General features: G+C 42.2%; 18 protein-coding genes. 4 read left to right on the top strand and 14 right to left on the bottom strand.

What is annotated here, in order from left to right:
- Positions 1-2: 2 nt before the first annotated feature.
- The 4 genes from secD to queA form a co-directional block, all read right to left on the bottom strand.
- The gene (gene secD, locus F9Y84_RS09425; protein WP_128731168.1) at positions 3-1,862 is read right to left on the bottom strand and encodes a protein translocase subunit SecD; all 1,860 of its coding nucleotides are present in this window, start codon (positions 1,860-1,862) and stop codon (positions 3-5) included.
- Between the two features lie 24 nt (positions 1,863-1,886).
- Positions 1,887-2,225: a preprotein translocase subunit YajC gene (gene yajC, locus F9Y84_RS09430; protein ID WP_125252126.1), complete on the bottom strand. Its 339-nt coding sequence runs from the start codon at positions 2,223-2,225 to the stop codon at positions 1,887-1,889.
- A 21-nt stretch (positions 2,226-2,246) separates the two neighbouring features.
- Complete coding sequence (gene tgt, locus F9Y84_RS09435; RefSeq protein WP_125252127.1) at positions 2,247-3,386, bottom strand: tRNA guanosine(34) transglycosylase Tgt; 1,140 nt, start codon at positions 3,384-3,386, stop codon at positions 2,247-2,249.
- A gap of 214 nt (positions 3,387-3,600) precedes the next feature.
- The gene (gene queA / locus F9Y84_RS09440) at positions 3,601-4,638 is read right to left on the bottom strand and encodes a tRNA preQ1(34) S-adenosylmethionine ribosyltransferase-isomerase QueA (protein WP_147389917.1); all 1,038 of its coding nucleotides are present in this window, start codon (positions 4,636-4,638) and stop codon (positions 3,601-3,603) included.
- A gap of 258 nt (positions 4,639-4,896) precedes the next feature.
- On the opposite strand from queA, the gene F9Y84_RS09445 reads away from it, so the two are divergent.
- Positions 4,897-7,407, top strand: a complete 2,511-nt coding sequence (locus tag F9Y84_RS09445; RefSeq protein WP_147389918.1) for a GGDEF/EAL domain-containing response regulator — start codon at positions 4,897-4,899, stop codon at positions 7,405-7,407.
- Between the two features lie 155 nt (positions 7,408-7,562).
- Positions 7,563-7,760 (top strand): hypothetical protein, encoded by a 198-nt coding sequence (locus F9Y84_RS22135; RefSeq protein ID WP_125252130.1) that lies wholly within the window; start codon positions 7,563-7,565, stop codon positions 7,758-7,760.
- Between the two features lie 570 nt (positions 7,761-8,330).
- Here F9Y84_RS22135 and F9Y84_RS09455 read toward each other — a convergent pair.
- The 10 genes from F9Y84_RS09455 to F9Y84_RS09500 form a co-directional block, all read right to left on the bottom strand.
- Complete coding sequence (locus F9Y84_RS09455) at positions 8,331-9,221, bottom strand: hypothetical protein (protein ID WP_147390848.1); 891 nt, start codon at positions 9,219-9,221, stop codon at positions 8,331-8,333.
- Complete coding sequence (locus F9Y84_RS09460) at positions 9,218-9,790, bottom strand: hypothetical protein (RefSeq protein ID WP_125252132.1); 573 nt, start codon at positions 9,788-9,790, stop codon at positions 9,218-9,220. The genes F9Y84_RS09455 and F9Y84_RS09460 overlap by 4 nt, the downstream gene beginning before the upstream one ends.
- Entirely contained in the window at positions 9,783-10,322 is a 540-nt protein-coding gene (locus F9Y84_RS22145) for an RNA polymerase sigma factor (protein WP_125252133.1), read from the bottom strand. Before F9Y84_RS22145 ends, F9Y84_RS09460 begins: the two co-directional genes overlap by 8 nt.
- Before the next feature lie 116 nt (positions 10,323-10,438).
- Positions 10,439-11,365 carry a hydrogen peroxide-inducible genes activator gene (locus F9Y84_RS09470; protein ID WP_128731164.1) on the bottom strand — a complete coding sequence of 309 codons (927 nt, stop codon included), beginning with the start codon at positions 11,363-11,365 and terminating at the stop codon, positions 10,439-10,441.
- 109 nt (positions 11,366-11,474) lie between these two features.
- Entirely contained in the window at positions 11,475-12,743 is a 1,269-nt protein-coding gene (locus F9Y84_RS09475; protein WP_125252135.1) for an inorganic phosphate transporter, read from the bottom strand.
- A 36-nt stretch (positions 12,744-12,779) separates the two neighbouring features.
- Positions 12,780-13,457, bottom strand: coding sequence for a TIGR00153 family protein (locus tag F9Y84_RS09480; protein WP_125252136.1), 678 nt, complete (start codon positions 13,455-13,457; stop codon positions 12,780-12,782).
- Between the two features lie 142 nt (positions 13,458-13,599).
- The gene (phoU, locus tag F9Y84_RS09485) at positions 13,600-14,301 is read right to left on the bottom strand and encodes a phosphate signaling complex protein PhoU (RefSeq protein ID WP_010607158.1); all 702 of its coding nucleotides are present in this window, start codon (positions 14,299-14,301) and stop codon (positions 13,600-13,602) included.
- A gap of 23 nt (positions 14,302-14,324) precedes the next feature.
- Entirely contained in the window at positions 14,325-15,152 is an 828-nt protein-coding gene (gene pstB / locus F9Y84_RS09490) for a phosphate ABC transporter ATP-binding protein PstB (RefSeq protein ID WP_125252137.1), read from the bottom strand.
- A gap of 27 nt (positions 15,153-15,179) precedes the next feature.
- Positions 15,180-16,829, bottom strand: coding sequence for a phosphate ABC transporter permease PstA (pstA, locus tag F9Y84_RS09495; protein ID WP_128731162.1), 1,650 nt, complete (start codon positions 16,827-16,829; stop codon positions 15,180-15,182).
- A 15-nt stretch (positions 16,830-16,844) separates the two neighbouring features.
- The gene (locus tag F9Y84_RS09500; protein WP_147390849.1) at positions 16,845-19,079 is read right to left on the bottom strand and encodes an ABC transporter permease subunit; all 2,235 of its coding nucleotides are present in this window, start codon (positions 19,077-19,079) and stop codon (positions 16,845-16,847) included.
- A gap of 304 nt (positions 19,080-19,383) precedes the next feature.
- Here F9Y84_RS09500 and F9Y84_RS09505 point away from each other — a divergent pair, with 304 nt between their 5' ends.
- Together F9Y84_RS09505 and ppk1 are read left to right on the top strand one after the other, a co-directional pair.
- A complete protein-coding gene (locus F9Y84_RS09505) occupies positions 19,384-19,890 on the top strand; it encodes a glycine cleavage system transcriptional repressor (protein ID WP_128731160.1) in 507 nt (168 codons plus the stop codon).
- Positions 19,891-20,007: 117 nt separating this feature from the next.
- Positions 20,008-22,104, top strand: a complete 2,097-nt coding sequence (gene ppk1, locus F9Y84_RS09510) for a polyphosphate kinase 1 (RefSeq protein ID WP_147390851.1) — start codon at positions 20,008-20,010, stop codon at positions 22,102-22,104.
- Positions 22,105-22,115: the final 11 nt, after the last annotated feature.

Consider the following 22,115-nt stretch of genomic DNA (forward strand, 5'->3'; position numbering starts at 1 on the left):
TCCTAGATTGATAGCTTGTTAATACGTTTACCACCGATCGTAGCGTTGATTACCGCACGCGTACCAACAATCGCTGTAAACATTGAGGTGATAATACCGATAGCTAACGTTACCGCAAAACCTGCAATTGGACCTGTACCAACAGAGAATAGGATCACCGCCGCGATGAGTGTCGTGATATTGGCATCGAAGATTGTACTAAATGCGCTATCATAACCATGGTGTACCGCTTGTTGCGGGCTGCGCCCTTCTGCTAATTCCTCACGAATACGCTCAAAAATCAGAACGTTAGCATCAACAGCCATACCAACTGTTAATACGATACCGGCAATACCTGGCAGCGTAAGTGTGGCACCTGGGATCATCGACATTACGCCCACAATCATAATTAGGTTAGCAGCAAGCGCTAGGTTTGCTACCAGACCAAAACCTTTGTAGTACAGCAACATAAAGGCAAGAACAAACGCAAAACCAAGAACAACCGCCGTCATACCAGCTTCAATGTTCTCCTGACCAAGGCTCGGACCTACAGTACGCTCTTCAACAATTTGAATTGGCGCTACCAACGCACCTGCGCGAAGTAGTAAGCTTAGGTTATGTGCCTCTGCCGGACTATCAATCCCAGTAATACGAAAAGAGCTATTTAAACGCGCTTGAATCGTCGCCACGTTAATCACCTCTTCGACTTTGATAGGTGGTAACGCTTTGCCATTTTCGTCTTTCTTGCCTGATGGCTTGTATTCGATGAAAACCGTCGCCATACGTTTACCAATGGCACGTTTTGTAAAGGCGTTCATCTTTGCGCCACCTTTACTATCTAGCTTGATATTAACCTGTGGGCGCTGATATTCATCCATTCCAGATTGCGCACCTGTGATGTGAGTACCCTCAAGAATAACGCGCTTTTTAAGCACCACAGGGTAGCCATCTTTATGCAGAATAACTTCTGTGCCTGGTGGCACTCGACCTTGTGCAGCTGCGCGAACATCGGCATTTTCGTCTACTTCACGAAACTCCAGTGTCGCCGTCGCACCAAGAATCTCTTTTGCACGAGCTGTATCTTGAACACCTGGCAATTGTACGATAATACGTTCACCGCCCTGACGTTGTACGTTTGGTTCAGCAACACCTAGTTGGTTGATACGGTTACGAATAATCGTTTCGTTCTGCTTAATCGCATATTCACGAAGCTCTTTGTACTTGAGATCGCTAAGGCTTGAGAAGAAAGCAAGGCTGTCACTGCTGTCATTGATAAAGTCATTACCAGGATAGCGCTTTCGCAAGAAACTTAATGCCGCATCTTTGTCTTCTTCAGAACGCATAGTTACTTGCACACGTTCACTATTAGATACTCGTCTAACAGTGCGATAGCGTAGCTTTTCCTCTCGCAAGTCGCTCTTAAAGTCTTGCTCCATTTGCTCTAGTGCATTGTCCATCGCTGTGACCATATCCACTTCCATTGTGAAGTGAACACCACCACTTAAATCAAGACCAAGTTTCATTGGATTTGCACCTAAGTCTTTTAACCACTCAGGTTGTGCAGGGGACATATTAATAGCGGAAATGTAGTCTTCACTTAGAGTATTGCGCAGAATATCTTGCGCTTTAAGCTGATCTTCAACGTTTTTGAAGCGGACAAGGATTTGGCCATCTTCAAGCACAGAAGATTTCACGCCAAGGTTATTCTTTTGCAGGGTTTCGTTGACTTGATCTAATACGCTGAGTGTCGCATCCGCTCCTTTTGTGCCAGATACCTGGATGGCCGGATCGCGACCATACAGGTTAGGTGTGGCATAAAGAATACCGATAGCTAACACAGCGAGAACAAGTAAGTACTTCCACATTGGATACTTGTTTAACACTGGACTATCCCTTTATTGTTTTTCTTATAGAGACTTCATTGTACCTTTAGGAAGTACTGCTGAAATCGCTGATTTTTGCACTGTCACTTCAGCTTGGTCGTTTAGTGCGATTACAACAAAATCCTTATCATCGGCTACCTTTGTGATTTTCCCCACAAGTCCACCTTGAGTTAGTACTTCGTCACCTTTGCCTAATGCGCCCATTAGGTCTTTGTGCTCTTTAACACGTTTAGCTTGTGGACGGTAAATTAAAAAATAAAATACCAGACCAAAAATACCTAACATGATTAGCATTTCCATACCGCCACCTGCTGGTGCAGCCGCTGCACTGCTAGCATGCGCGCTTGAGATAAAAAAGCTCATTTCACTTCCTCGTTTATAAAATTAATTATTTTCTGTCAAACCAACGTCAGCCAACTCTGGCACCGGTATGCCACGGCGCGCATAAAAGTCTTCGACAAATTCGTCAAATGTACCTTCTGACAAGGCGTTTCTCATTCCTTCCATCAAACGTTGATAATAACGTAAGTTGTGGATGGTATTGAGTCGAGCGCCTAAAATTTCATTACACTTATCTAAGTGATGTAAGTACGCTCGAGAGTAATTCTGACAAGTGTGGCAATCACACTCTGCATCCAATGGGCTGGTATCCGTTTTGTGTGCTGCATTACGGATTTTCACCACACCACCGGTCACAAATAAGTGACCATTACGAGCGTTACGCGTTGGCATTACACAATCAAACATGTCAATACCACGGCGCACTGCCTCAACCAAATCTTCTGGTTTGCCCACGCCCATCAAGTAGCGTGGTTTTTGCTCAGGCATTTTATATGCACATTGATCAAGAATATTGATCATGTCCTCTTTTGGCTCACCAACAGATAAACCACCTAGTGCATAGCCATCAAAACCTATTTCTTCTAAGCCCTTTTGCGACTCAGCACGAAGCTCAGGATACATACCGCCTTGAATAATACCAAACAACGCTGACGGGTTATCACCATGTGCTTCTTTAGAGCGCTTTGCCCAGCGTAAGCTCAGCTCCATTGAATCTTTAGCTTCTTTCTCTGTTGCTGGATATGGGGTGCATTCATCAAAAATCATGACGATATCTGAGCCTAAGTCACGCTGCACCTCCATCGCTTTTTCTGGCGACAGCATAATCTTTTCACCATTAACAGGAGATTTGAATAGCACACCTTCTTCAGAAATTTTACGCATCGCACCTAGGCTAAATACTTGAAAGCCGCCAGAATCAGTCAAGATAGGCTTATCCCAGTTCATAAAATCATGCAGATCACCGTGCTGTTTGATGATCTCCGTGCCTGGGCGTAGCATCAAGTGGAAGGTATTGCCTAAACAGATATGCGCGCCCGTTTCTTTAAGCTCGTCTGGGGTCATGCCTTTTACTGTGCCATAAGTGCCAACCGGCATAAACGCAGGAGTTTCTACTACACCACGGTCGAAGATTAAGCGACCTCGGCGAGCTTTGCCTTGTTTGCGATCTAATTCAAATTTCATTGTTACCTCGTTGTCAGAAAAACAGTCCAACATTGATTAAAAAACATGCTAACCCCATATTCAGGGCGGTGATCTTCCGATTCTACCAAGATTAACGGCTCAATTCTAATATTGGGATAAAAAACCCAAAGTCTATATCACGCCGACAACTTTACAGTCAGAAAAAGCAAAATGCCCAGCAATACTGGGCATTTTAATAGTTGTATGGTGTAAATTACATATCTTGCTTTTGCAAGAACATAGCATCACCGTAACTGAAAAAGCGGTATTGCTTTGCGATTGCAGTTTGGTAGGCATTCATAATATGTTCTTGTCCTGCAAATGCACTCACTAGCATGATTAATGTCGATTCTGGCAAATGGAAGTTAGTCACCATGGCATCAACCACATTAAAGCGGTAACCCGGGTAAATGAAAATATCGGTATCGCCGTAAAGCGGAGCAATCTCGCCGCCATTCGCTTTTGCGGCAGATTCAAGTGAGCGCACTGACGTAGTCCCTACCGCTATAACTCTCCCTCCTCTCGCTTTCGCCGCTTTAATCGCCTGAACAACTTCTTCTGAGACTTCGATGTATTCTGAGTGCATGACATGCTCTTCCACCGAATCTACTCGCACAGGCTGAAATGTACCTGCACCAACATGTAAAGTCACAAAAGCCATCTCAACGCCTTTATCCTTTAGCTTGGCCATCAACTCATCGTCAAAGTGCAGTCCAGCTGTTGGCGCTGCAACAGCGCCTGGCTTCTCTCCATAGACAGTTTGATAACGCTCTTTGTCTTCATCATCATCAGGTCTGTCTATGTATGGTGGTAAAGGCATATGGCCAATTTTATCTAAAATCGCCAACACGTTTTCTTCGCCTTCAAACCTTAACTCAAATAACTCACCATGACGCTGAACCATTTCAGCGGTTGCTTGGCCTTCAAGTTCAATTTTAGTACCAGGCTTTGGCGACTTACTTGCTCTAACATGAGCGAGTACTGTCCGCTCATCAACGACACGTTCGACTAATACCTCTAATTTTCCACCACTGGCTTTTTGCCCAAACATGCGAGCAGGGATCACTTTTGTGTTATTAAAGATGATTAAATCTTCAGGGTTAATAAGCGCTACAATATCTTTAAAAATCTTGTGCTCGATTTCACCACTATTGCCATTTAAGGTAAGAAGACGACTGCTAGAACGCTCCTTCATTGGGTGTCTTGCAATCAACTCATCAGGAAGGTCAAAACTAAAGTCTGCTACGCGCATGGAAAAGCCTCATTTCGAAAATTGCGCCAAGTCTAGTGCGGTGTTTTAGCGAAATCAAGTGCTTGTAACCTTGCGTAAATACCTTTAACCTAGCGGGTCTAAAATGGCGTTCACTTAAAAGATTTTACGAAGTTAAAACACAAAGTGCTGTACAATCTTTATTCTTTAAGTTGAAACAATAGCTTATGCCTTTTAGCGCACATTTTATACCGTCAACCGTTGTAATCGTATGCCAGTATCTGGTGAGGTTTTTTTATTGTGTCTAGACAACTAACGTTGCTCATTGTTAACGCCAGTACTCACGAAACGCAAACTTTAACTAAAACGCTCAGCGTATTAGATGTCTTTACTATTATTACTAAATCTGACTCACAAGATGCTTTGAGTTTACTAAAAACTCAACCCGTCGACTTAGTGATTACCGGCCTCAACATCGGTAAAATTGATGGCTGGCGCTTTTCTCGTATGATACGTTCAGGCTTGCTCGCTACCTCAAAAAGTACGCCTATCGTACTTATTCCGCCAACTTATTGTGAGCGTATCGCTGAGACGACCGCGCGCAGCTACAGTATAGATGCTGTGCTACCGTTTGAGCGACAAGATATGCTGCCGCAGATCTTGGCAAACGTATTGTCGACACATCTAGATAAAAGTAGCCGGCTCAACTTACTACTCCTTGAACCGGACCAAAATAAAGCTGAAAAAATTTGTGCGCATCTATCACATAATTTCTCTTGTACGCATGTAAATACAGCAAACAGTGCCCTATCGCTATTTCTTCAGGGTAACTATGCTATCGTCTTAATGGACACAACGACCAACCTTTCTGGCTCCGCTGACGAACTCGTAGAGAGCATTCTAAAACATAAACCTAGTCAAGCAATTGTGACCATTATTGACAAACGTGATGCCGATCATGCTGAGCAACTATTACTACTTGGCGTGACCGACTTTGTTCGGGCACCATACGATATGCCATTTTTAAGTAAAGTATGTGATCACGCCGCACGGCGAGAAGACTTTATGGTGAGTTACGCTGAGTTTGCAAATAAGGTTGAACAGCTAAGCAGAAGTGAAAATCGTTATAAAGATTTGTTTTCCGCACACCAAAGGATCCTCCTTCATTTAAGAACGGTTGTGGTTGAACTTGATTTAGAAGGCGCGATTCGATTTATTAACCCAGCATGGGAATACCTGTCAGGGTTTGGGATAAAGTCTAGTTTGCATACCCAACTACATGACTATATCGCCAAAGAGGAACTAGTAACGCTGCAAACCGTAATGCAAGAAATGCACAATGGTGAGCGACAGCATGCTCAAATAGAATTACAGCTACGTCATAAAAACGGTCATCTCATTTGGGTGGAGTGCCGTTTGCAACTTATCAAAAATACATCTAGTTCCGTAGCTATCACTGCGACGCTTGATAACATTCATGAGCGTAAACAAGCAGAGCTGCAACTCAGACATTTAGCATTACACGATACACTGACAGGTTTGCATAATCGCTATTATTTTGACCAGCAGCTTAATCAACTGTGTAATGAAGTAAAGTCTACAAATGATATTGAGCATGCCCTGATTTACATCGACTTAGATCACTTTAAAATCATTAATGACAGCAAAGGTCATCAACAAGGCGATATTGTTCTAAAAGAAGTGTCAGAGCTGTTTGGGGATGAAATTGGAGAACAGCACCTTACGTTTCGTATTGGTGGTGATGAATTTGCAATTTTACTCAAACATACAGCTTTACTCGATGCCCATATGTATGCGGAAAGTATTTGTATGGCCATTGAAAAGCATAAGTTTCATTTCGAAGATAATGCCTACTCTATTAGTTGCTCGATTGGCTTGACCCAAATTAACAGTGACAATGCTGATCCCAATGAGTGTTTGAAGCAAGCTGATATTGCACTTTATATTGCAAAAAATCTGGGACGTAATCTAGTTCATTGTTACAACAAAGAAGATGAGCAGAACCAAACACTACAAATCGGCTTAGAGTGGGGTCACAGTGTCAGACAAGCGCTACAAAATGACAGTATAGAACTTCATTATCAACCTATTTGGGACTTCAAAAAGCAACAAGTTGCGTATTACGAAGCCTTACTCAGGTTGAAAATCAATGATGAAATCGTGTACCCCAATCAGTTTATCCCCGCATTGGAGCTTTTAAACGATACTTTTCTAATGGATCAATGCGTTATCAGAACTGCGATCAAGGCACTTTCAGAGTTTGATGTGCTCAGCCAAGTGGCGATTAACTTGTCTGCACACTCTTTCTTAGATGAGAGACTGCAACCACATATTCAAGCCTGTCTCACTGAGTATCAGGTAAGTGCGAATCGCGTTATATTCGAGATCACAGAATCAGCCAGTATTAATAATTTAAATGCAACACAGTCTATGATCAAAAATCTAAACGACTTAGGCTGCCATTTTGCTATTGATGATTTTGGAACAGGCTTTAGTACTTTTAGCTACCTAAAACAGCTTCCTGCACAGCATGTTAAGATTGACGGCTCCTTTGTACGAGACATGTTAAATGATCCTATCGACTTGGCTTTGGTCAAGGCTGTAAACGATATCAGTCACTCACTAGACAAGTGTTCGGTAGCTGAATACGTCGAGAATAAAGATATATTTCATAAACTTAGAGAGATTGGTGTGGATTATGGTCAAGGCTATTTTATCTCGAGGCCACTTCCCATCGAGCAGTTGGAGTGCAGCCTAAAAACTATTTTATCCCTAAAAACAGAGCAGTAACAACTTTATACTAAAGGTTACTTTTACTTCTTGCAAAGTTCACTATAATTAAAGATATCAGTTTAAAATGTCATCAATTTTTAAGGTAACACCTTAAAAATATAGACATTCAAAGGATTGAGCTACATCTTGCTATGGACTTCAAGGGGTAAATTATGCTGTCATTATCGCTTTTTTTAATACTTGCAAACTTGCTCATCGCATATCAGTGCTACCGTTATGCTAGTGCTAAGGGATACCCAGTAAAGTTATTCACGGGGCTTGGACTGCTACCCTATTTTAACTTGGTCGTGTGGGTATACTTACTCTTTCTACCGAACTTGACTACGGCCAAAAATATTGAACAAGCGTAACACTAGATTGCTCAATTTGACGTCTACTCGGCAATGAGTAATCCGTGTCGATAACACCAGCATCGCTGCCTGCTATCGCCAAAGTGTCTACGTCCATTCAGACAAAGTACGTTGGAAACGTACTATATTTAATAAAAACAGCATGCCGCTACTCTTGGCATGCTGTTTTTATTAGGGTTCCCGATATAGCGCAGGACGATAACCTGAACTCGGCAAAAAGGTGATGCTCTAGCCACTATCCCTAACCACATCATGACATTTGCTTTGCACTAAGAAATACTTTTTGGCTAGAGTAATATTCCGCTGTAAAGCTTAGGTACTTTTGTTGATTAGCCTATTTCTAACTCTAAGTTCAGGTTATACCAATTTTCTTAATTACGTGGTCTATTTTGAGGTGAGAAAATCTTGTCGATAACACCGCTTCCGCGTCCTGCTCACGCCGAGGTACCTACGTCCTGTAGGCAAGGCAAAAATTTTTTATTTAGTTGTTCTAAATAAAAAATTTTTAACGCGGTTAGCGTCAGATATACTCCTTCAAATTGAGCAAGTATTAAGTCAAATTGGTATTAGTTAGAAGCGGTAGCTAACAGCCGCTTCTTGTAGCTCTGTTGCACTTTTCTTTCCAGTCACACATTGCTGTATCAATGATTTTGGATAGATACGTATTTGTTTGCTATTTGTGTTATTTGGTTCGCTGTAGATAAAACTAATATATTCATCATCAGGCAAGCTGCGTAAGCCGGCACCGTAATCACATAGACTGGTTGCTAAACTCATCGTAAGCGCTTCTTCGAGTGCTCGCTGCTGCTGTACTCTTTCCTTTTCCCTTTTCGCTCGAGATGCTTCTAGACTGCTCTTGAGTTTATCTTTTAAGGCTTTTAATTCAGTGTCTTTATGCGAGAGTTGCACAATACGTTTTTCGACTTCTTTTAAAGACTCACTAAACTTCTGGCTGTCGGCTTCCTGCTCATGCATTTTCGCAAACTCAAGTTCAGCCTTTTCGCGCTCAAGTTCTCTGAGTCTGATCCGGTTTTCTCTTTCTTGCTCAACAGCTTCTCTTACTTTTTCAGCACCCGCTCTTACTTTATCAGCAACATCGGCATAAGCTTCAGAGAAAGCCTCAGCAATTGGCTCTGAGACTTCTACTTCAGCAATCGCGATGTCTAAGTCTGGTAATTCAAACTCACCAATAGCGGCAACATCGTCAAGGTTCTCTATATGTGATAGCCACTCTAGTCGATGTCGACGTTTCAATACTAATTCAAACACTGCTCCTTGGTCATGAAGGTAGTAACCAGAAACGCTGCGGACTTGATCTTGTGTGTCATGCTGTAGCGCACTAGTTAGTACACGTTCAAAAATAGCCACTTCACGCTGTAAAGGTGGATTTGGCGACTCAGCCTGGACAAAGCTTGCACATAATGTTGCAGCTGCGCCTAGGCACAATGTAATTAACTTCATGGTTTACCTCGATACTGTGCTAAATTCTGCGTTGGTGTCTGCTCTACTTGCTCTGCAAGTTCATTTAGTTGCAATCTAAGTAGTGCTTGATCTTGCGCACGTTGCGCTTGGATAAGATCAACCAAGTTATTCATTGCTAAACTTCGTTCTTTGCGATTTTGCTCCACAACTTGGGTCACTAATCTGGAGAGTGCTTCTTGCTCTATCGGTTTCACTTCATCAAACTGGGATAAGACCTTCTGAATTACCTCTTGTTGCTTGGCCAACTGCCTTTGTTGCGCAGTCATTTGCTCGTGTAACCCCAAGTTTTGTAACCATAAACCTGCAACTCCCAATCCTACGACCAACCAAGCAGCTACAGTCGACAAGGACCAAGTATCAGTATTTGACTGCTGAGTAAGTTGTGGTGGTGGTGTTTGCACTTGGTACGTCTTGGCATGTTGCTGCCATTGCGTTGCAGCTTGGAGCATGTCACGGTATTCACTGTTATTACGCAGCGCTGCTAATTCATCCTCTGTGATTGGCTTTCCCTCTAACCACTTTGCAAACAAAACATCCAATTTAGCCATGATCACGCACCTCTAGTTGCCCTTTCATTTTGCTAAGCGCGTTATATAGTCGCGCCTTTACCGTGTTAGTCGATAGTTCAAGTTGCATAGCAATCTCTTCGAATGTGTAGTGCTGGAAAAACTTTAGTTCAACCACAATCCGTTGCTCAAAAGGAAGCTGTTTTAGTGCATCATAAATTTCTTGATTACTCTGCTGTTGAGCCACTCCAGCATCAGGTCCAGCTTGAAGTACCTCCGGCTCTTTCCCTTCAATTGATTCGAATTTCCGTTTACGCATATGGTCAACAATCCTTGCATGGGTAATTTTAAATACCCAAGTTGAAAACTGAGAGTTACCATTAAATGTATGTAAATTACGGTGCATACTGATAAATACATCTTGTGCTATATCCAGCGCATCTTGCGGCTCACCCACGAGCCTTAAGCACTGGTTGTATACTCGACTGTGATGCTGTTTACATAATGATGCCCAAGCACCTTGATTGCCTTGTAGTGCTCTTTTTATTAATTGTTTTTCGCTATTAAAAAACACTCAGCTCACTCATTAATTCTTTTATCAGTTAATCGCTGCAAGTATTAAAAAAGTTGTATCAATAGAGAATTTTTTGAAAAAAGCACCATTACTGGTGCGATAGATAGGATTGAATCTTACTTCATACTGTCAGCTTTGGCTTGACACTGTGATGAAATATAGCCTCTAACAAAATCACTAAACAGTCTAAAATCCCTGATCCGTCCAGTGGTACGGCGCCATATTAAGCCTATTTCCCTATAGGCATGATCCTGTGGGGGCGTTGCAATAAGGGGCTTACCTTGTAAAATTCCAGCATTAATGGCCATTTGTGGTAAGAAGGTGACACCATTTTTGTATTCGACCATGCTCAGTAATGTATGCAGATTTGCCGCCTCAAATGGATTGATACACGCACTACGATTTAAGTGGCAAGCGCTCAATGCGTGCCCCGTCATACAGTGTTCTTTTTCCAACAAAAAGACGCTTTGCTCTGGTAATAAATTAAAATCTTCTATTGGCTCTGGCACACTATAATCTGCATGACGAACTAAGCTAAAGTGATCTTTGGCTAAGACTTGAGTATGGAACTTATCCGTTCGATATGGCAATGCAAGCATCGCCATATCGATATGCCCATGCTCTAACTTATCTAATAGGTTATCACTGGTGTCTTCAACTAGCACTAGGTTAAGTGCTTCAAACTCTTTCTTACAAGCTTGATAAAGGGGTGCTGCAATAAAACTCGCGATAGTTGGGATAATACCTAAAGTTAGCTTACCAGAAAGTGGGTTTTTATAGCTTTTGGTCAGCTCTTTCACACTCATGGTGTCATCGATAATTTTCCGTGCTCGCTCTACCACTTCTTCGCCAATGTCAGTAAACATTAGGCTGCGATTTTCACGCTCAATAAGCTGACACCCAAGTGTTTCCTCAAGGTTTTGTATCGCGCTACTTAGCGTCGACTGACCGATAAAGCAGGCTTCGGCTGCTCGGCCAAAGTGTTGATGCTGATGCACCGCAAGAAGGTATTGTAGTTGTTTGATACTGGGTAAATTCGTCACAAGCTTTACTCTTTATTTTCAACAGCACAAATAAAAAGACCCCAACACCAAAGGTGTTGAGATCTTTTCAAGCTAAAAGTCTGTCTTTTTGAAAAGGTGTGGTTTGCTTTTAAACGCCAAACACTAATCTCAAAATGTAGAATATAACAATAGCAAGGGCAGCACCAACTGGCAATGTAATTACCCAAGAAACTACGATGTTACGGATAACACCCATATTCAATGCGGCAATACCACGAGCCATACCTACACCTAAAACTGCACCAACTAAGGTTTGAGTTGTCGAAATAGGGAGACCGGTACCAGAGGCGATAACAACTGTTGAGGCTGCTGCAAGCTCTGCTGCAAAACCACGGCTCGGAGTAAGGTGCGTAATACCTTCACCAATGGTCTTAATTACTTTTTTACCAAGAATCGCAAGACCAGCAACAATACCCAAACCACCTAATGGTAAGATCCACCACGCAAGCGCCGCTTTCTTTGCAATTTCACCATCATTTTCAACAATATTTACTACTGCTGCTAGAGGACCGATTGCGTTTGCTACATCATTTGAACCATGTGCGAATGCCATACAACACGCTGTCAGCACCATCAGAATAGCAAATACTTTTTCAACGTTATTAAACTGCATTTGCTTATCTGCATTTGGATCCATCTTCAATTTAGAAATTGCAAATTTACCGATGATACCAATCACGATAGCGATACCGATTGCCAGCGCAAAACCTTCAAAAGTACCCATGTTGATACCGATGTGTTTTAGTCCCTTCTTAATGGTAACTAATGACATCACAAAGCCCGCTAGACCCATATAAATAGGGACGAAACGCTTGGCATTTTCTAGTGGTTTATTGGTATCAAAGATAAGCTTTTGTGCGCTCATGAAAATAAGATAGGCGATAAAGCCTGAAATAGCTGGAGTAATTATCCAACTACCAACTATCCCTGCAACCTTGCCCCACTGGATAGCTTCACTACCTACCGCGACCAGTGCGAAACCAATGATAGCACCGATAATTGAGTGCGTAGTTGATACCGGCCAGCCCAACATAGAAGCTAATAATAACCAGCTACCTGCGGCAAATAATGCTGATATCATCCCCAATATCATAAGTTCAGGAATATCAATAAAAGGAGTAGAGTCAATGATCCCTTTTCGGATCGTTGATGTTACTTCGCCACCCGCAAGATAAGCACCCGCGAATTCAAAGATCATAGCAATAATAATTGCTTGTTTGATGGTAAGTGCTTTTGAACCTACCGAAGTACCCATCGCATTAGCAACATCATTTGCGCCAATACCATAAGCCATAAAGAAACCAACTGCTGCGGCAACTAAAACCAATACCGTGCCGTAGGATGCAATAAAATCCATAACAAACCTTACTTTATTTTCAAAGATCGATTTTTATTAACGAGCTAACATCAGCTCAAGACGTGAACCAACGCGCTCTGCAATATCCGCAAGACCACCTACCCACTCGATGATTTTGTATAAGAACATCGCATCAATCGGGTTTAGCTCGCCTTCAACAGCACGTAGCTCTTGACGAATCTTTATTTGCATTTCATCGGTATCTTGCTCAATAGCATCTAACTCAACGAGCATTTTTTCAACGAGTGTAACCTCACGGCCTTTAAAGCCAGTCTCAAGTAACTCGTCAAGCTCATTGATTGCTTCAGATGCTTGTTTAGTCGCGTCTACACAACGAGTGACGTAAGCAAGAAAGTCTTTTTGAATGGATTCAGGGATCACCATTTCACGACCGATAACGCGACCGGCGATATCTTTCGCTTTGTTGGCAATCTTATCTTGGTGAGTAATTAGTTCCAGTAAGTCAGTCCGTTCTACTGGCATAAATAAACCGCGAGGCAACTGTAAGCGAACTTCACGCTTAAGTTCATCTGCTTCACGCTCAAGGTTTCGGATTTCAATGCGAATTGCATCCGCTTCCGCCCACTCCCCTTTGAAGACATGGTTAAAAAATGGGATCAAGGCCGCACTGGCCTGATGGACTATTTTTATATGCTCTTCAATTGGCTTAATAGGAGATTTAGCAAACACTCCTAAAAACGCGTTACTAGGCATAACTGACCCTTAAATCATATTTGTATGCATGTGCAAAGAGTAATTTTACAGCATTGAGCGCCGTTGTGAACGGTTTTATTACAAGTTTAGATGAACTTAGCATGAAATTGCGCGCTCAATGCGCGCAACTACTTGATAAGCATCACAAGGTTTTTGCGATATCTTCTTGAGATGTATGACGAATATCTTTGCCATTTACAAAGTAAATTACATATTCTGCAATATTCTGGCAGCGATCACCGATACGCTCTAATGAACGTACGGACCAAATTAAGTCCATAATTTTTGGAATAGAACGTGGGTCTTCCATCATATAAGTCATTATTTGACGTGTGACAGCTTCATACTCGCGGTCGACCTTTGCGTCCGCTTTGTGAACCTCAAATGCTTTTTGCGCATCCATACGCGCAAACGCATCTAATACATCGTGCAGCATCTGCGAGACTTGGCGTCCCATGTTATCAATGTTTACCAATAAATCTTGCTGATCTTTGGTAAATGAATCGAGTGCTACTTTTGCAATTCGCTCAGCCTCATCACCGATACGCTCAAGATCCGCGATGGTTTTTGCAATCGCAACGACTAAACGTAGGTCACTGGCAGCAGGCTGTCTTTTGGCGATAATTCGCGTGCACTCTTCGTCAATGTTGACTTCCATGGCATTGACTTTGTAGTCGTTCTGACTGACCTTTTTCGCCTTTTCAGCATCATTGTGATTAACCGCATCAAGCGCTGTGTTTAGTTGCTGCTCTACCAGTCCACCCATACTGAGTACGTGATTTCTCACGTTTTCTAGCTCTTCGTTAAAGCGGCCAGAAATGTGCTTATTAATATTGTGTTCCATAATATTCTCCTAGCAAGCGCGTCTTAACCGTAACGACCAGTAATATAGTCTTCAGTTTTCTTTTTAGACGGCGTGGTGAATAGAGTATTGGTATCTGCATACTCGATTAACTCACCCATATACATAAACGCAGTTTGATCAGATACACGCGCAGCTTGCTGCATGTTATGTGTAACGATAACTACAGTATACTTGTTTTTCAGATCGTTAATGAGCTCTTCAATAACTAGCGTAGAAATTGGATCCAGTGCCGATGTTGGTTCATCAAGTAACAGCACCTCTGGTTCAATCGCAATTGAGCGAGCAATAACCAAACGCTGCTGCTGACCACCTGATAAACCAAATGCACTGTCATGAAGTCGGTCTTTGACTTCGTCCCAAAGCGCAGCGCCGCGCAGTGATTTTTCAACCACTTCGTCTAACTTACGCTTGTCTTTGATACCTTGTAGGCGTAGGCCGTAAACCACATTCTCATAAATAGATTTAGGGAATGGATTTGGCCTTTGAAACACCATACCTACGTTGCGACGCAACGCTGCAACATCGACGCTCTTATCATAAATGTTCTGTCCTTGAAGATTGATTTCTCCTTCAATACGACAGCTATCAACCAGGTCGTTCATGCGGTTAATACAACGCAGTAATGTTGATTTACCACAACCTGATGGACCGATAAATGCGGTTACCTGCCCTTTTGGGATCAGCATGTTGACGTTGCTAAGAGCTTGTTTATCACCATAGTAAAGATCTAGGTTCTTGATCTCTAGTGCGGTGAGTTCTGGACTTAAATTTGCTAAATCAAGCTTGTTGTTAGCATTTGCTTGATTGACTTCTGGCGCTACTGTAATCATGTTTTTACCTGTTAAAAATCTTTACTATTAATGCTCTAGTGATCTGAACTTTTCGCGTAAGTGGTTACGAATACCGATAGCGGTAATGTTTAGTGCAATAATCACCGTAACCAGCAAGAACGCAGTTGCATAAACCAAAGGTCTTGCTGCTTCAACATTCGGGCTTTGGAAACCTACATCATAAATATGGAAACCTAGGTGCATAAACTTACGATCCAAGTGAATATAGGGGAAGTTTCCATCTAGCGGTAGTGTTGGTGCCATCTTTACCACCCCTACCAGCATCAGTGGTGCTACCTCACCAGCAGCTCGTGCTACCGCAAGGATAAGGCCGGTCATAATTGCAGGGCTTGCCATTGGTATAATGATCCGCCAAAGCGTTTCCGCTTGAGTTGCGCCAAGAGCTAATGAACCATGACGTACTGAACTTGGAATACGTGACAAACCTTCTTCTGTAGAAACAATAACCACAGGTAACGTTAAAATTGCCAACGTTAACGCTGACCAGATAACCCCAGGTGTACCAAATACAGGGCTTGGCGCAGCTTCAGGGTAGAACAGTTCGTCAATTGAGCCACCTAACATATAAACGAAGAAACCAAGACCAAATACACCATATACAATAGACGGTACACCTGCGAGGTTTATCACTGCGATACGTATCATCTTAGTGATCGCATTTTTTGCCGCATATTCATGCAAGTAAATTGCTGCGACCACACCAAATGGCGTCACAATCACTGCCATCAACATCACCATGAATACCGTACCGAAGATTGCAGGAAAAACCCCACCTTCGGTATTTGCTTCACGCGGATCGTCGCTTACAAACTTGCTAATTTGTACCAAGTAATGACCTACTTTAGCGAAAAAGCCCATATCATTTGGGAACCACACATCCAGCACTTGATACAATGGAAGTGTTACTTCTTCACCACGCATGTCGCGGACAACGACTTGGTCACGCTTTGCTTGCTTTCTTAGCTCAAAAAGGCGCTTCTCAAATACTTTGTAATCTTCACGCAACTCTGCACGACGAGCATTTAGCTCAGCTAGCCTCTCATCAGTCAGTTCATTATCTAACTGATATGATTTTTCTTTTAAGCGTAAACGCTCAAGTTCATAGTTAATATGACCGATTTCACTGTTTTGTAGATCTAGTGCTTCTTCATTTAGGTCTACGGCGCGCTCTACTAACTCATGCAGTTTCTCAACTGGTTGCTCCACAACGGCATTGCCATCTTCTAAAACACGGACGACATAGCCATAGAAGTTACCATTTTTACTGCGCTCAAATACAGCCAGATCAGCAGGTACTGTTTGACGCTTTATATCAGTGGACAAGACCCATCTAAAGTCAAGCTCCACATATTCACGGTTACCTGTTTTAACTAGCAAACGCTCTACATATTCGGCCTGATAGTCAGATAAGTCGTAACCTGCGGCCTCAAGTCGAGACTTTGGTACCATTTCGCGATCATAAATTTCACCGATCACTGTTTGCTGTGCAACGGATCCCTCTAATTGCATTTCTACCACTTGTGATGGCCAGAAAAAGCTGAGCCCTTTCCACGCTATCATTGCCAAGAGTCCAATGACCGAAATCAAACTAATACTGACCGCGCCACCTGTCATCCAGATCCACGGAGAACCTGACTTAAACCACTGCTTTACCATGTCATGTCACTCCAATTACATTGAACTATATTTTTCACGCAGCTGCTGGCGGACAAATTCAGCAACGGTGTTAAATACGAAAGTAAAAATAAATAATACAAAGGCAGCTAAGAACAAGATGCGGTAATGTGAGCTTCCCACTTCAGATTCTGGCATTTCAACCGCGATATTCGCTGCAAGCGTACGCATACCTTGGAATATACTCCAGTCCATAATTGGCGTGTTCCCCGTTGCCATTAATACAATCATGGTTTCGCCAACTGCGCGTCCTAAACCCATCATCACAGCAGAGAAGATACCAGGACTTGCTGTCAGTAATACAACGCGAACCAAAGTTTGCCACTGCGTAGCACCGAGTGCCAGTGAGCCATTTGAAAGGTGCTTGGGTACGCTAAATACCGCATCTTCAGCAATCGAGAAGATAGTAGGAATGACTGCAAAGCCCATTGCGATACCTACTACTAGGGAGTTACGCTGGTCAAATGTTAGACCTAGCTCATTAGTTAAATATTGGCGCACATTACCGCCAAACAACCAAGACTCAATACCGCCGCTCATGGCAAACGAGAGCCAACCAACAATCAGTACCACTGGGATAAGCAAAATTGAATGCCAACCTTCAGGCACAACGTGTCTTATTTTTGCGGGTAATTTAGTCCAGCCAAATGCCGTTGCAATCATTGCTATTGGTAATAACACCAATAGAGCAACCACTGCTGGTAGATGAGTTTCAATTAAAGGAGCAAGCCAAAGACCCGCTAAAAAGCCCAAGATAACCGTAGGTAGTGCTTCCATAATTTCTACCGTTGGTTTAACGACTCGACGCAACTCACTGGACATAAAGTAAGCCGTGTAAATAGCTGACGCTAGCGCTATAGGTACTGCAAATAACATAGCGTACATTGCTGCTTTAATCGTACCGAATGAAATTGGTACTAGGGAAAATTTAGACTCAAAGTCATCGCTAGCTGATGTGGATTGCCAAGTGTAAGCAGGCTCTGGGTAACCTTCGTACCACACCTCTTGCCATAATGCAGACCACGTTACCTCTGGGTGTTCATTATGCAGTTCAACAACCGTCAAGGTATCATCAGCGAGTAGTAAAGCCGCGTTCGCACGTGGTGCAACAGCAAATTTTTGTATTGCTTTATCCGTCACTTTACCTTGCCATAAGTGTGCTTCACTGGTGGTGTAATACAGACCAAGTTCACCATTTTCATTGGTTGTGAAAAAAGTGCGACGATAAAACTCACTGAACAAGTTTACTCTTTTACTCTTGGGCGTCTCAAATGAGCGTATTTTGTCAAATTGACGCCCATTATCGGTATTGATTTCAAACCATTGAGACACTTCACCATTATCATTAGCAAGCATCAGCGAGTTTGCACCAGCGAGCAAATTCATATTGACTAAGTTGGCATTTTCTTCATTTGCCGCGAGTAATTGGAATAACTCTACTTCTGAAGCATACCGTGTATCAAACACATAGACTTGGTTAGCAGAACGAACAAAGGTGCGTGATGTGTCTGGTGAAATCAGTAGCTCGTCAACACGACCGTCTATATCCAACTCCGTGCGCTCAACCGCCCATTCAACTTCACCAGTAAACATATTCTCTTCAGCAACGTAAGAAGCAAAAATTACACGCTTGTCAGCTGTTTGCGCAACCACTGCAGTTTTGTCTTCAAAATGGCTAAACGCAAATTTGTGGATTGCTTGACCTTGCTCATCTACAATAAGTTGCTTGGCGTTTAGTGGGTAACTTAGACGTGGTGTCAATACACGTTGATTACCGGGAAAGCTGACCATAAACATGGGCTTGACTAGCTGCACTTGTCCATTATCAAGACCAAATGCATACTGACCCAAAAATGGGGCACTTTCCGCAAATGCAGTTACATTACCATCTAGATTAACGTTAAGCGAGTCCAGTAGCTTACCAGCACCTTCGCCTTTGATTTGATAATAATCAACCGTACCGCTGCGCCTAAGTAAATAGGCAATTTCAGTTTGTTCTTCAACGCCGATACCTAGGTATTTCTGCTCTTGCACTAGCTGAATGTCCATTCTTTTTTCAACCTTTGCAGATTCAAAAATGGGCTGAACAACATACAGTAAGTAAAAGAAGATAAGTAAAAGTGCGATTAAGACCATTACTCCACCGGAGGTAATGCCAAATTGTGCAAACCTGTCTTTGAATAGACGGCTTCTATCCGTTTTAAAGGATGGCTTTTGCGGATTGGAAGTCATCAATATACCCTTTGGTTTTAAAATTGCGGGCATTATATTTCATCAAGATGACAGTTGTGTTACACCCAATACACAATTGCACGTTATTCAATTACCTTAGGGCTGAGTTTTATTATCAAAAAAAATAAACCAAACTGAACAAAAAACAACCTCCATGTTAAGTTAGAGTAAAGGCCTAAATTTCGTTGCATTTCTTTACATTAAGTGTTTCCAGAGACTGGACAAAGCCAGTATTTAGACTAGTCTAAATCATGCGCCGAATTCGTTTTTTCGCCTACGGGCGCCACAAAAAAAGAGACATGATATGAAGCAGTTAATATTAACACTTATAGGTAAGGACCAGCCGGGTCTCGTCGAGAAAATATCATCTACAATTCTTTCTCACCATGGTAATTGGTTAACGAGTAATTTAAGTCATTTAGCAGGTCACTTTGCAGGTATAGTGCAAATTGAAGTCGCTGAAGAACATTTGCAAGAAATACAAGAGGCACTGTACGCACTACCTGGTTTAGAGGTAAAAATAGAGTCAGGCGAAACGTCAGCAACACAGGCAGAGCCCGACACGCTCAATTTAGTGATTACTGGTAATGACAGACCGGGAATAGTCCAAGAGCTCGCGACTGTTATTCGCCATAAAGGGGCGAATATTACCCACCTCACATCGAAACAACGCAGTGCACCGAATTGGGGACTCCCTATTTTTAGCGCTTTTGCCACAGTTACTTTACCTGTTGGCATGGTGAAAGAAAACGTCGTAGATGCACTTGAATCAATCACCAGTGATTTGATTGTCGACATAGAAGAGAGCTAAAAGCTGCACTATACTCAAGATAGTCTTATGGCAAACACAACAGGCGCCTCGTGTTTGTCATAATAGTGTCATACACCCTGCTTAAGCTGTAGAAAAGCTGTACCTATGGAAAGCACAATGCAGGCCGTATCTTTAGAGCATAAAACCATCACACACTTTGCCAAAGAATTAAGCTGGCTCTCGTTTAACGAACGCGTTTTACAAGAAGCTAAGGATCCCGCTAATCCGATCATCGAACGGATCCGATTTCTTGGTATATTTTCCAATAACTTAGATGAATTTTTTCAAGTACGAGTCGCAGACGTTAAACGTCGTATCCTGCTAAATAACTTACCTGATACTAACTTTGACGAAGATGAGGCACTACTTGCTGACATTCAAAAAAAAGTACTAGAACTCGGTAAAAAGTTCAATGCTATATACGCTCAAATATTGAAGGACTTGAATGAGCATAATATTCACGTTAAACAGCCTGAAGTCTTATCTGATTTTCATAAAAATTGGTTAGCAAATTATTTCAAAGATCAAGTTTTGCCACACTTGCTACCGATGATGATTAATGAGAGTAAAGACTATTCAGACAATATTAATGACACCATGACTTATCTGTTCGTTGAGCTCAATGGTGAAAAGCAGCACCATGCTTTTTTAGAGGTTCCGACTGATCGCCTAAACCGCTTTGTACAGCTCCCTCCTGAAAAAACACGCCGACATAAAACGATTGTTTTACTGGATGATGTCGTGCGCTTTTTTATTGCCGACGTGTTCAAGAGTTTCTTTAAATTCGAACGTATCGACGCTTACTCGATGAAACTCACCCGAGATGCTGAATACAACTTAGACGACGAATTAGAAGAAGGCGTACTTGATACGATGTCTAAGGGCCTCAAACAGCGCCTTTATGCTGAACCTGTGAGGCTTGTATACGAAGAGACAATGCCTGAAGAAATGCTTAAGCTGATGAAAAAACGATTAGGTGTTACCGGCCAAGACGCTATGATCCCAGCAGGTCGCTATCGTAACTTCAGAGACTTTATTTCATTTCCAAATGTTGGCCGTGGCTACTTAGAAAATAAACCATTACCGCCACTACAAAGCGCAGCTTTTAGCAAATATAGCAGTGTCTTTAGAGCAATATCTGCTCAAGATATTTTGCTGTATTATCCGTATCACACCTTTAATCATATGCTTGAGTATGTGCGTCAAGCTGCATTCGATCCACGAGTGACCCAAATAAAGGTAAATATCTATCGTGTTGCAAAACAGTCTCGGCTGATTGCCTCTTTGGTCAGTGCAGCAAAAAACGGTAAAAAAGTTACCGTAATGGTTGAGCTAAAAGCGCGGTTTGATGAACAAAATAACATTGAGTGGGCAAAGCTTATGAGCGAGTATGGCATCAAAGTGATGCTCGGGATCCCGGCACTCAAAGTACACAGCAAGCTGTGTGTGGTACACCGCAAAGAAAAAGGAAAAATAGTAAAGTACGCGCATATTGGTACTGGTAACTTCCACGAAAAAACGGCGCGTATCTACACCGACTTTAGCTTATTCACTAAACATCCCGATATTACAGAAGAATGTGATAGTGTCTTTCGTTTTATCGAAAGTAGTTATTTACCATTTAAGTTTGACCACCTAATGATTTCACCACTTAATGCTCGTAGTAAAATTACTGAGTTAATTGATGATGAAATCAAACACTCAGAGCAAGGGCGAAGCGGAAAAGTAACAATAAAAATTAATAACTTAGTCGATAAACAGCTTGTTGATAAACTATATGAAGCATCTCGAAAAGGGGTAAAGATCCGCCTGATTGTGCGCGGTATGTGCGCGCTTATACCGGGGTTACATCAATTTAGCGATAACATCAAAATCATTAGTATTGTCGATAGGTTTTTAGAACACCCTAGAGTAATGATATTTGATAATAATGGCGAGCCACGAGTGTTTATCTCATCTGCTGACTGGATGACCCGCAACCTTGACCACCGCGTTGAAGTGGGCACCCCTATTTATGCAGAGCATTTGAAAAAGCTTATCATCGACGTCATTGAGTTGCAGTTTAAAGATAGAACGAAAGCAAGAGTCATTGACGCTGAACAGAAGAATCTGTACGTTCGCCGTGGCAACCGTAAAAAAATTCGTTCTCAAATTGCGATTTATGACCATCTAAAAAAATGGGAATCACAGCAATTAACGGGAACTAAAGAGTAAACTTGTTAGGA

This window comes from Pseudoalteromonas peptidolytica (assembly GCF_012641745.1).
Lineage (GTDB): Bacteria > Pseudomonadota > Gammaproteobacteria > Enterobacterales > Alteromonadaceae > Pseudoalteromonas > Pseudoalteromonas peptidolytica.